We start from the raw sequence: 11,020 nt of genomic DNA, 5'->3' as shown, positions 1-11,020 counted from the left end.
CCCACCGCCCCCCCCACCGACCCCGCGCCCGCCCTGGGGCCCGCACCCCGTTGTGTTGCGGCCCCGGTGTTGTGGGCGCCGGGCCCCCCACCGCCCTCGGGCCCGTCGGGGCCCTCAGGACCGTCGGGGCCGTCCGGGGGCGGTGCGGGTGGCTCCAGCGCGGGCAGCGGGCGGGGTCCGCGCAGGCCGTGGTGGCGTTCCCGGACGGGGCTGTCGGTCGCGGCCGGCGTGGTGGCGGCGGCCGTGGTGGCGACGGTGCTGATCGTCAACAACCAGGGCGGCAAGAACGAGGCCGTCCCGACCGCCAACGAGGTCGCCCTCCAGGCCCCGGCCGACCCCGGACCGGCGCCGTTCACCCCATCGGTGGAAACCCAGGGCATGAGCGCCCCGGCCCCCGCTCCCACCAGCACGGCGGCACAGCCGGGCGGCACCCCCAGAACCAGCTCCCCGGCCGTCCTGCACAGCGTGCAGGGCAACTCGGCGGGCCTGTACGGCGGGACGATGAGCCGGTCCAGCTGCGACACCGAACGGCTGATCGGCATGGTGTCCAGCGGTGACGCCGGACGGGCCTGGGCCTCGGCCGCGGGCATCGAACAGTCCGCGATCCCGTCCTACCTGCGCTCGCTGACCTCGGCCTACCTGCGGGTGGACACCCGGGTGACCAACCACAGCTACAAGAGCGGCGCCGTGGTGGAGTACCAGTCCGTGCTGCAGGCGGGCACGGCCGTCCTGGTGGACGCCCAGGGCGTGCCCCGGGTGCGCTGCGCCTGCGGCAACCCGTTGAAGCCGGCGGTGCTGGTGAGCAACGCCAAGTACACCGGGAAGGCCTGGACGGGCTTCGAGCCGACCACGCTGATCGTGGTGGTGCCGGCCCCGCAGCCGGTGACCGAGATCATCCTGGTGAACGTCGAGACGGGCGGCTGGTTCTCCCGGCTGACCGGTCGGATCGAGGTGGTGGACAAGCGCGTCGAGCCGCCGAAGCAACTGGTGCCGGGCGTTCCGCCGCCCGTGCCGTGGAAGCCCACGTCGCCGACGGCGACGGCCTCGACCTCGGGCACGACCTCTTCGGGCGCGACGTCCAGCGGGGCGACCTCGTCCGGTGCCACCTCCTCCGGCGCCACCAGCTCGGGTGCCACCACCTCCGGAGCGACCTCGTCCGGCGCGACGGCCTCGACCTCGGGCGCCACCAGCTCCGGTGCGACGTCCTCCGGCGCCACCTCCTCCGGAGCGACGTCCGGCGGTACGACGTCCTCCGGCGCCTCCACCGGTACGGGCTCAGCCGCGGCCACCTCGTCGACCACGTCGGGCAGGCCGTCCGAGAGCACCGCGACGACGCACTCCTCGTCCGCCTCGACGCTCAGCGAGGCACCGACCAGCAAGACCAGCACGACCGGGGCCGGCGCGACGGGCGAGGGCACCACGACCTCGGCCGGTGCCACCTCGGCCGGCGCCCAGACGGCGACGCCGATCTGCAAGCAGCCGGGACCGACGGGCACGGTCACGCCCTGCCCGCCCGCGACCCCCTGATCCCACCGCCCCGCCGCCCACTGCCCCACCGCCCCGCCGCCACCGGCCGTCTCGAACGCGGGTGGCGGTGGCACGTCTCAGGGCAGCAGCACCTTCGCGTCGTCCGGGCCGAGCGGCCGCCCGTCCGCCGAGCGCACCTCCACCGGGGCGACCGGGGCGCCCGAGGCGCGGTCGACCAGCCGGGCCCGGGGCTCGCCCTCGGCGAAGAACCAGTCGTCACCCCACTGCCGCAGCGCGGTGATCACCGGGAACAGCGCGCGGCCCTTCTCGGTGAGCAGGTACTCCTGGTAGGGGCTGCCGTCGGCGGCCGGGGCGAGTTCGAAGACGCCATTGGCGACCAGGTTGGTGAGCCGCGCCGACAGGATGTTCTTGGCCAGCCCCAGGTTCTTCTGGAACTGCCCGAAGCGGCGCAGCCCGTCGAAGGCGTCCCGGACGATCAGCAGCGTCCAGCCGTCGCCGACCACGTCGAGCGGGCGGGCGACCGGGCAGGTCGACTCCTCGTGCGTGGTGCGTTTCGGCACTCTTCCCACCTCTCGACCGGTCGGCGGCCAGCGTACCGCCGAACGTGTGGTTGCTTATTGAAACCAGGATATGCCAGGGTGACGCGGTAGCACTTTGAAACCACTGCTGCCCGTCGAGGGGTTCCCGCTCATGACCTCCCCCGCTCCCACCGGCCCACCCACCACCGACGCGACGCGCGCGGCCACGCCGCCGCGCGGCCTGTCACCGGCCGCGGCCTGGCTGCTCTCCGTCGCGTGCGGCCTGGCCGTCGCCAACGTCTACTACTCCCAGCCGCTGCTGGACCTGATCGCCCGGGACTACGGCATCGACCCGGCCACCATCGGCCTGGTCGGCACCCTCACCCAGGTCGGTTACGGGCTCGGCCTGCTGCTGCTCGTCCCGCTCGGCGACCACGTCGACCGCCGCGCCCTGACCACCGCCCAACTCGGCCTGTCCGTCCTCGCCCTGCTCGCCGTCGCCGTCGCACCCTCCGCTCCGCTGCTGCTGGCCGCGATGGCGGCCGTCGGGGTGCTGGCCGTCGTCGCCCAGGTCGTCGTCGCCCACTCCGCCTCGCTCGCCGCGCCCGGCGACCGGGGCCGGGTGGTCGGTACCGTCACCAGCGGCATCGTGGTCGGCATCCTGCTCGCGCGCACCGTCGCCGGGACGGTCGGCGACCTGGCCGGCTGGCGCGCCGTCTACCTCGCCTCCGCCGTCGCGACCGGCGCCATGGCCTTCGCCGTCGCGGCCGTCCTCCCGCCCGACCGCCGCGGCCCGACCGGGCGGATCCGCTACCTGCGGCTGGTCGGCTCGGTGTTCACGCTCTTCGCCGAGGAGAGCGTGCTGCGCGTGCGCGCCGTGCTCGCCCTGCTCACCTTCACCTCCGTCACCGTCCTGCTCACCCCGATGGTCCTCCCGCTCGCCGCGCCGCCCTTCGAGCTCAGCCACACCCGGATCGGCCTGTTCGGACTGGCCGGAGCCGCCGGGGCACTCGGCGCCGGGCGCGCGGGACGCCAGGCCGACCGCGGCCGCCGTCACGCCGAACGCACCGCCGGCCTCGGCCTGGTGGCCATGCTCGCCGCCTGGCTCCCGGCCGCGCTGCTGCCGCACTCGGTGTGGTGGCTGGTGCTCGCCGTGGTCGTCATCGACTACGGCCTCCAGTCCGTGCACGTGGTCAACCAGCACCTCCTCTACCAAGTCCGCCCCGAGGCCAGGAGCCGCCTGACCGCGGGCTACATGCTGCTGTACTCCGTCGGCTGCGGAGCGGGCGCGATCGCCTCCACCGTGGTGTACGACCACGGCGGCTGGAACGCCGTCTGCGCGCTCGGGGCCGCCACCAGCCTCGCCGCGCTCGCCTACTGGCGGGCCGGCAACAACGGTTGACGATCGCTCACAGCCCGGGCAGCGACGCCTACGTCACCGGCGGCACCGGCTCCAGGACCTCGCGCAGGGCGCGGATCCCCCGGCGCCACTCCCCGTCGGAGTCCGACTCGTCCCACAGCTCGGCCAGTTCGGACTCCTCCGCGACCACCCGGTCCAGCGCCGCGACCGCCAGCGCGCGCAGCTCGACGGGCAGCTCGGGTATCGGCTCGGCCGGGCCGTAGGCCGTCGTCACCGCCGTGCCGCCGGAGCACTGGGCGGCGACCAGCGCCGCCGCTGCGACGGCCTCCACGCCCTCGTCGTCGTCCAGGTACTCCGGCCCGCGGGCGGCGCGCTCCAGCGCCGCCCGGACGAGGCCCGCGCGCTCGCCCGGCGCGGCGTCGTCGAGGCCACCGGCGAAATCCGCCGCCGTGTCGTTGTCGAAAGGGCCGATGTCCCAGGTGCCCATGAGAATTCCCTCCGTGTTCGTGTGCAATGGATGCTGGCACGCCCCACTGACAATTCGCCCGGGCCCCGGAAATCCGCTGGTCAACCACGTGACGGTGCGGCAGGGTTCGCCCATGGACATTCAGGGACTGGACGAGGACGGGTACATCGCGCGGGAGGGCTCGCTGGAGCGCGTCCGGCCGGAGTTCGCGCCGGTGGTCGACGCCGCGCGGGCGCGGATCGCCGCCGCCTTCGGCCCGGACCGCCTGCACGGCGCCTACCTGTACGGCAGCATCCCGCGCGGCACCGCGCTCCCCGGCGTCTCCGACCTCGACCTGCTGCTCGCCCTGCACCGGGAGCCCACGCCCGACGACCGACGGGCGGCCGACGCCCTCGAAGCCGCCCTCGACGCGGACTTCCCGCAGGTCGACGGCGTCGGCGTGCTCCTGTTCGGCACCGGCACGCTGCTCAGCGAGCTGGAACGGCACGACCTGGGCTGGTTCGTCGCGTGCCTGTGCACCCCGCTGCTCGGCGAGGACCTCGCGGGGCGACTCCCCCGCTACCGTCCGGACTCCCTGCTCGCCCGCGAGACCAACGGCGACCTCGCGCTCGCCCTCCCCCGCTGGCGCGAGCGACTGGCCGCCGCCGATTCGGACGCCGAGCTCACCGCGCTGAGCCGCGCGGTCTCCCGTCGGCTCGTCCGCACCGGCTTCACCCTGGTCATGCCCCGCTGGGGCGGCTGGACCAGCGACCTCACCGTCTCCGCCGAGGCCTTCGCCGCCCACTACCCCGACCACGCGGACCGGATGCGCCTGGCCGCCGCCGTGGCCCGCACCCCCACCACCGACCGCGCGGTCCTGGCCGCCCTCATCGACGGGCTGGCCCCCTGGCTGGCCGCCGAGTACACCGCCGTCCACGGCGAGAAGGCCCCGCGCCCCTGACCGCCGTGCCGCCCGCACCCGGGCCATGATGCGCGGAGCAGCCCAAGGCAGGACACCACCGGACACGGAGCGAGCAGTGCTGAACCACCAGGACCACACGAACGGGGCGGAGCCGCGTGCCCTGCTGATCACCGGCACCGTCGGAGTCGGCAAGACCTCGGCCGCCGACGCGGTGGGCGACCTCCTCCAGGAGGCCGGTGTGCCGCACGCGGTCATGGACCTCGACCGGCTCTGCCAGGCGTGGCCCGCCCCCGAGGGCGACCCGTTCAACCTCGGTCTGCTGCTGCGCAACCTGCGCGCCCTGACCGCCAACTACCGGGACGCCGGGGTGCGCCGGTTCGTCCTGGCCGGGGTGGCCGAGAGCATCGCCCAGCGCGACGGCTACCGGGCCGCCCTCGGCATGCCGCTCCAGGTCTGCCGCCTGACGGCGGACCTCCCCGTCGTCCACGGCCGGCTCAGGCGCCGGCACGAGGCCGACAACGACCCCGGGTCCCTGCCCTGGCACCTGGAGCGCGCCGACGGGCTCCACCGGATCCTCGACCAGGCCGGCGTCGCGGACTTCACCGTCGACACCACCCGCCTGCCGCTCCCGGACGTCGCCTCCGCCGTGCTCAGGACGGCCGGTTGGGCCTGACCACTCGGGCCTGACCCGACGCACGACCCGACCCGACGCACGACCCGACCCGACGCACGGTCCGACCCGACGCACGAGACGACCCGACACCTGGCGCGTCCGGCGGGCGGCCCCACCGGACGCTCGTACCGCGGGTCAGTCCACGCAGGGGATCCCGCCGGCCTTCACCGCCGGCCCCTGCATCGGCAGCCCGGCGGCCGGGTCGGCGGAGCCGTCGGCCGGCGCGGGGGCGCCCGAGGCGGTCGCGGCCGGGGTGGGGGTCGCGGTCCGGGTCCCGGCGAGGGTGACCAGGACGTGGCCCGCCGGGACGGCCGAGGACGGGACGGCGGTGACGCCGTACCGGGCGGCGACCGCCTGGGCGTCGGCCTTGGCGCCGGTGCCGTAGCTCACGGTGGTGGTGCGGATCCGCGCGGGCGCGTCACCGATCCGGCCGGCCTGGTAGCCGAGGTCGACCAGCGCCTTGGACTCGGTGGCGGCGGCGCCCGCGCCCGCCGTCGCGTTGACGTCGACCACCGACTTGGGCGCGGCGCTGGGCGAAGGCGAGGGCGGGGCCGTCTCGCCCGGGGCGCCGCCGGGGGCCGCGGCCGGGGCGGCGGGCGCCGGTTCGCGGTTGAAGAGCTGCCGGACGATCTTCTTGATCAGGTCCGGGTTGACGGTGTTCACCTCCTGCCCGCCGACGGTCTTGAACCCGGTGATGGGCAGGGTGTTGAACTCGACGTTGCCACCGGTGAGGTTGGGCGCCTGCTGGGCGAAGTCGAGGATGTTCCACTCGTTGTCGATCACGACGTCCTTCTTCACCACCCCGAACAGCTTCTGCATCTGTCCGAAGTCGTTGAGGATGCCCTGCTGCTTGAGCTTGTACTCGACGGAGGAGATGAACGCCTGCTGCCGGTGGGTGCGGTCGAGGTCGCCGTTGGTGAGGTGGTGGCGCTGGCGGACGAAGGACAGTGCCTGGGCGGCGTTCAACGAGCTGATCCCGGCGGGCAGTTTGAGGCCGGTGCCGCCGCCCTCGTGCGCGGCGGTCCGGGCGATGATCGGATCGTCGACCGGGTGGTTGAGGCAGACCTGGATCGGTTCCACGGCCTTGGCGATGTCGTAGAAGCCGATCAGGTTGACCTCGGCGAAGTGGTCGATCGGGACGTCCAGGAAGCTCTGCACCGTCTGGATCGTGGCCGAGCGGCCGGCCTCCCGGCTCTGCCGTTCCAGATCCGCCTTGGAGAGGCCCTTGCCCGCGAGCTTCGACTCGGCGGCCTCCTTGGCGATGCCGTAGGCCTCCTTGATCTTGTGCATCTTGCCGTCGGCGCCGACGGTCTGCACGTAGTCGTCACGCGGGACGGACAGCGCGGTGACCTTCCCGCCGTTGGCCGGGATGTGCAGCACGATCAGGGCGTTGGTGTTGTAGCCGCCGATCTCGCTGGAGCCGGCGTGCAGTTCGTCCTCGACGAACTGCTTGGGCAGGTCGTTGCCGTCCATGTCCTTGCGGCTGTCGAGGCCGATCAGCAGCAGGTTGACGGACTTGTCCAGGTGCGGCGGGGCGTTCTTCTTCGCCTCGTTCAACGCACCGGACTTGATCATGCCGTCGTCCAGGCTGCGGTACTCGTACCAGGTGAAGCCGCTGGCGCCGAGCACGGCCACCGAGACGGCGCAGGCCAGGGTGCGGCCGGCCACGGTCAGCGGGGCGGGCCCCCGACGGGCGGCGGAGCCACGGCGCGGGGCCCGGCCGCGCGGGCGCTCGGTGTGGTCGGTGCTGTTCGTGCGGTTGGTGCGGTCAGCCACGGCGGCCCCGTCCGCTCGGGGCTCCGGCCCTGGGGGGCCGGCGGCGGTCCAGCACCGCACGCACCACGATCACCAGCAGCGCGACCGCCAGCGCCGTCGCCATCACCGGGAACGCCTCGACCACCCAGCGCACCGCGCCGGTGCCCAGGCCCTTGCCCCGGTACTTGTCGGGATCGGCCCCGTACTCGACGGCCGAGGCCGTCAGCAGCACCACCAGGGGGGTCCCGGTCAGCACCCACCAGCGGCCGCTCCGACTGCACAGCACGGCCGCGACGCCGGTGCCGAGCACCGCGCCGACCGCGAACAGGATGCCGACGCCGGGGCCGCCGAGTTCGTCGCCGATCCCGCCGAGCAGCGGCAGCCCGACCGCGGCGAGCGCCGCGACCGGTCCGCCGCGCCGACGGGCCTGCTGCCTGCGGCGCGAGGCCCCGGCACGCTGGGCGCGGGCCTGCCGCGACGGGTCGGGGTCACCGCCGGCCGCGCGGGAGCGCTGGGCGGGCACGGCGGGGTCCTCGATGCGAGGTCCCGCGTCCTGGTACGGCGTTCTCGCCCGCTGGCCGGCCATGCGCACTTCCCTCGATCGTTTCGGCTGCGGCGGCGAGACCACGCCGCCCCTCGTGCCGGGACGCCATCCGTCCGCTGGCAATTCCCGCCGTCTACAGGCCTGTAGAGGCTGGTCTGGAGCATACAAACCCATTTCAGCAAAGTCACTCGCCGCCGTTCCGCAGCGGCGGACCGCCCGGCCGGCCCTCGTTAGGATGACCATGATCCCCGCCACGTCGGCACACCAACAGGAACGCACCAGAGGAGTAGAGCGTCACCATGTTTGAAAGTCTTAAGAACATCGCGGACAAGGCCACCGACCTCGCCCGCGAGCACAGCGACGTGCTCGGGCAAGGCCTGGAGAAGGTCGGCGACGTGATCGACGACCGCACGGACGGCAAGTACAGCGGGCAGATCGACACCGGCGTCGAGAAGGCGAAGGACTTCCTGCGCAACCTCGACGGCGACGCGAAGTCCGCCGAGTAGGACCGGCCGGGCCTCCCGCGGGGCACGAGCGACCGTACGACGGTCGAACTGGATGACGGGCGAACGGGGAGGGCCGACGGCGGTGAGCGAGGAGCAGAAAGGTCCGCGCTGGGGGCGCTGGATCGTGATCGGCGTCCTGGCGGCGGCCGGGTGGGGCATCGTCCGCAGCGGCGGCCACGAGCCCGGGGCCGCTTCGGCGGCGCCCTCGTCCTCCGCCGCCGCCCCGTCGTCCGGCGCCTCCGGTTCGGCGGGTGCCGACGCGGGAACCGGGTCGGGTGCCGGCGCGGGTGCCGGGTCGGGCGGGTCGTCGGCGGCCCCGTCGAAGCCCTCCGGCCGCTACGAGCCCGCCGACTACGCGGCGCCGGTGCGCCAGTACGCGGCCGAGGCCGGGGTCAACCCCCAGCTGCTGATGGCGATCCTCTACAACGAGGCGTACAAGCCGCACGACCCGGACTTCGAGCGGGCCTGGCAGCGCGGCAAGCCGGACGCCGCCTTCGGCATCGCCAACATGCACCGCGCCGCCTTCGACGACACCAAGCCGGGCCGCCCGTTCGCCTCCCGCCGCTGGGAGGAGCTGCCGGACGACCGCAACCTGGCCGTCCAGGCAGCCGCCTGGCACCTCCACGACCTCGCCGAACAGCTCCCCGCCAAGGTGGGCGCCCCGCTGAACAAGGACGAGCTGCTCGCCCTCGGCTACAACGCCGGGGCGGGCAACATGCTCGCCTTCGCCCGGGGCGTCAGGATCGGCCCGCAGGCGCAGTCCTACCTGGACCGCCTGCACGACAACTGGGCGAGGTCCGGCGAGGCCGTGAAGTAGCGGTTGCGGCCGGTCAGTTCGCGCCGAGCTGGGTGGCCCACTTGGCGCGCCAGGCGAGCGCGTCGGCGACGCCCTCGGCCAGGGTGCGCCGCGGCGACCAGTCGAGCAGCTCGCGGGCGGCGTCGACGGAGGCGTAGCAGCCGATCACGTCGCCCGGGCGCGGGCCGGCCTCACGGACGTCGAGCTTGCCGCCGACGGCCTGCTCGAAGGCGGCGACCAGCTCACGGACAGTGGTGCCCTCGCCCGTCCCGACGTTGATCGCCCGGAAGCGGTCGGCGGCGTCGGGGGCGATCACCTCGTCGAACCGGAGCAGCGCCGCGACGTGGGCCTCCGCCAGGTCCTGCACGTGGACGTAGTCGCGGATGCCGGAGCCGTCCCGGGTCGGCCAGTCGACGCCGGTGACGGTGAACGGGGTGCCCTCGGTGTGGGCCTCGATCAGCTTGCCGAGGGCGTGGCTGGGGTTGAGGTTCTGCAGGCCGGTGCGCAGCCGGGAGTCGGCACCGACCGGGTTGAAGTACCGCAGGGTGATGACCCGCTGCCGCTCGGCGCCCTCGCCCCGGGTCCAGTCCTGGAGCACCTGCTCCATCATCAGCTTGGTGCGCGCGTACGGGCTGTTCGCCTCCAGCGCGGAGTCCTCGTCGACCCGGCCGTCCGGGGTGGGCGCGTAGATCGAGGCGGAACTGCTGAACACCACCCGGGTGCAGCCGTGGCGCTGGAGGGCGTCGAGCAGCTCGACGGTCTTGGCGACGTTCTCCCGGTAGTAGAACAGCGGCTTGGCCACCGACTCCGGGACGACGATCCTGGCCGCGCAGTGCACGGTGGCGTCGATGTCCGGGTGTTCGGTGAAGATCCGGTCCAGCAGGGCGGCGTCGGCGATGTCGCCCCCGTAGAAGACGCGGTTCTCCACGAACTCGGCGCGGCCCTTGGACAGGTCGTCCAGGACGACCGGGGTGATGCCCCGGTCGAGCAGGACCGAGGCCACCGTGCTGCCGATGAAGCCGGCACCGCCGGTGATCAGGACCTTCCTCATGCGCGGATGCTCCCTTGCGATCGGCCGGGCGTCCGGTGACGTCCGGTGATCGCTCAGACGTGCTTCGTGCGCCGCCGGTTCCCGGTTTGCCGGGGTGGCACGGATCACGGGTCGCCGACGGCCGGCCGGGGCGGCGCCGCGCTCCGGCCCGTCAGCGGCGGGCGCGTCCGCGCAGCCAGAAGCCGGTGCCGACCAGCAGCACGGCCGCGGTGGCGGTGCCGATGGCGGCCCAGGTGGTGGCGTCGTCGGTGGTCTCGTGGGCGGGCGCGGCGGTGGTGGCCGCCGCGGCCACCACGGTCGGGCCCGCGGTGGGCGTGGCGCCGGAGGCCGTGGCGGAGGGTCCGATGGAGGCCGCGGCAGAGGGCGCGGCGGAGGCCGAGGAGTGGGCGGAGGCGGCCGCGTCCAGCGGCACCGGGTCGCTGATCGCCGCCGCCTCGACGTCGAGTTCGCGCTCGCCGTGGCCCAAGGAGGGGAAGGCGCAGTCGACGGAGATCTTCCAGTGCCCGGCGGGCAGCAGCTCCCGGGTGGTGTACGTACCCGGGCGGCCCGGCACGGCGACCAGCCGCCAGGGGCCGACGGTCCGGCCGTCGGCGGCGGTCGCGGAGAGCGTGCCGGCGAACTCCTCGGTGACCGGGTCGTGGTCGTTCTCCCAGGTGGCGACGGTACTGACCCGGCCGTTCTGCTGGCCGGTCACGTCCAGGTGGACGGTGTCACCGTGGGCGGCGGCGGGTGCGGCGGCGGGCAGGACGGAGACGGCGGCGAGGGCGAGGGAGGCGAGCAGCGGGCGAGTGCGGGTTCGCATGTCGGGCGGTCCTCGGCGGTGGGGGTGAGGGTAGGTGGAGCAGCGGTGCCGGGTGGGGGCCCCCAACCGGGGTGGGGGGCCCCCCCCCGGGGCGGGGTTGTTAGGGCCCGGGGCGAAAGTAACGGGGCGGTAGGGTGTTTTGGGGGGGGGGGGGTTTCTG

12 protein-coding genes are annotated in these 11,020 nt (G+C 74.3%); 6 read left to right on the top strand and 6 right to left on the bottom strand.

Annotated features, from left to right (window positions below):
• Positions 1 to 243: 243 nt before the first annotated feature.
• Positions 244 to 1,527 carry a DUF6777 domain-containing protein gene (locus tag ACFWXO_RS26125; RefSeq protein WP_380526414.1) on the top strand — a complete coding sequence of 428 codons (1,284 nt, stop codon included), beginning with the start codon at positions 244 to 246 and terminating at the stop codon, positions 1,525 to 1,527.
• Between the two features lie 77 nt (positions 1,528 to 1,604).
• Here the strand turns inward: ACFWXO_RS26125 and ACFWXO_RS26120 are convergent, their stop codons facing one another.
• Positions 1,605 to 2,048, bottom strand: a complete 444-nt coding sequence (locus tag ACFWXO_RS26120) for a winged helix-turn-helix transcriptional regulator (protein WP_380526412.1) — start codon at positions 2,046 to 2,048, stop codon at positions 1,605 to 1,607.
• Between the two features lie 130 nt (positions 2,049 to 2,178).
• On the opposite strand from ACFWXO_RS26120, the gene ACFWXO_RS26115 reads away from it, so the two are divergent.
• Entirely contained in the window at positions 2,179 to 3,408 is a 1,230-nt protein-coding gene (locus ACFWXO_RS26115; RefSeq protein WP_380526410.1) for an MFS transporter, read from the top strand.
• Between the two features lie 28 nt (positions 3,409 to 3,436).
• Here ACFWXO_RS26115 and ACFWXO_RS26110 read toward each other — a convergent pair whose 3' ends face one another.
• On the bottom strand, positions 3,437 to 3,853 hold the full coding sequence (locus ACFWXO_RS26110) for a DUF4259 domain-containing protein (protein ID WP_380526408.1): 417 nt from the start codon (positions 3,851 to 3,853) through the stop codon (positions 3,437 to 3,439).
• 112 nt (positions 3,854 to 3,965) lie between these two features.
• Between ACFWXO_RS26110 and ACFWXO_RS26105 the strand changes: the two genes are divergently transcribed.
• The gene (locus ACFWXO_RS26105; protein ID WP_380526406.1) at positions 3,966 to 4,772 is read left to right on the top strand and encodes a nucleotidyltransferase domain-containing protein; all 807 of its coding nucleotides are present in this window, start codon (positions 3,966 to 3,968) and stop codon (positions 4,770 to 4,772) included.
• A gap of 76 nt (positions 4,773 to 4,848) precedes the next feature.
• Positions 4,849 to 5,406: a hypothetical protein gene (locus ACFWXO_RS26100; protein WP_380526404.1), complete on the top strand. Its 558-nt coding sequence runs from the start codon at positions 4,849 to 4,851 to the stop codon at positions 5,404 to 5,406.
• A 135-nt stretch (positions 5,407 to 5,541) separates the two neighbouring features.
• On the opposite strand, the gene ACFWXO_RS26095 is transcribed toward ACFWXO_RS26100, so the two are convergent.
• The gene (locus ACFWXO_RS26095) at positions 5,542 to 7,182 is read right to left on the bottom strand and encodes an LCP family protein (RefSeq protein WP_380526402.1); all 1,641 of its coding nucleotides are present in this window, start codon (positions 7,180 to 7,182) and stop codon (positions 5,542 to 5,544) included.
• A complete protein-coding gene (locus ACFWXO_RS26090) occupies positions 7,175 to 7,747 on the bottom strand; it encodes a DUF6542 domain-containing protein (RefSeq protein ID WP_375886871.1) in 573 nt (190 codons plus the stop codon). Before ACFWXO_RS26090 ends, ACFWXO_RS26095 begins: the two co-directional genes overlap by 8 nt.
• A 257-nt stretch (positions 7,748 to 8,004) precedes the next feature.
• Here ACFWXO_RS26090 and ACFWXO_RS26085 point away from each other — a divergent pair, with 257 nt between their 5' ends.
• Together ACFWXO_RS26085 and ACFWXO_RS26080 are read left to right on the top strand one after the other, a co-directional pair.
• Positions 8,005 to 8,211, top strand: a complete 207-nt coding sequence (locus ACFWXO_RS26085) for an antitoxin (protein WP_360240392.1) — start codon at positions 8,005 to 8,007, stop codon at positions 8,209 to 8,211.
• A gap of 82 nt (positions 8,212 to 8,293) precedes the next feature.
• Complete coding sequence (locus ACFWXO_RS26080; RefSeq protein ID WP_380526400.1) at positions 8,294 to 9,028, top strand: lytic transglycosylase domain-containing protein; 735 nt, start codon at positions 8,294 to 8,296, stop codon at positions 9,026 to 9,028.
• Positions 9,029 to 9,041: 13 nt separating this feature from the next.
• Here the strand turns inward: ACFWXO_RS26080 and galE are convergent, their stop codons facing one another.
• Together galE and ACFWXO_RS26070 are read right to left on the bottom strand one after the other, a co-directional pair.
• A complete protein-coding gene (gene galE, locus ACFWXO_RS26075; RefSeq protein WP_380526398.1) occupies positions 9,042 to 10,058 on the bottom strand; it encodes a UDP-glucose 4-epimerase GalE in 1,017 nt (338 codons plus the stop codon).
• Between the two features lie 151 nt (positions 10,059 to 10,209).
• Complete coding sequence (locus ACFWXO_RS26070; RefSeq protein WP_380526396.1) at positions 10,210 to 10,860, bottom strand: hypothetical protein; 651 nt, start codon at positions 10,858 to 10,860, stop codon at positions 10,210 to 10,212.
• Between the last annotated feature and the right edge of the window lie 160 nt (positions 10,861 to 11,020).

This window comes from Kitasatospora sp. NPDC059088, assembly GCF_042738155.1.
GTDB lineage: Bacteria > Actinomycetota > Actinomycetes > Streptomycetales > Streptomycetaceae > Kitasatospora.
Note: the sequence above shows the minus strand (reverse complement) of the source record. Positions and strands in the feature narration are given on the sequence as shown.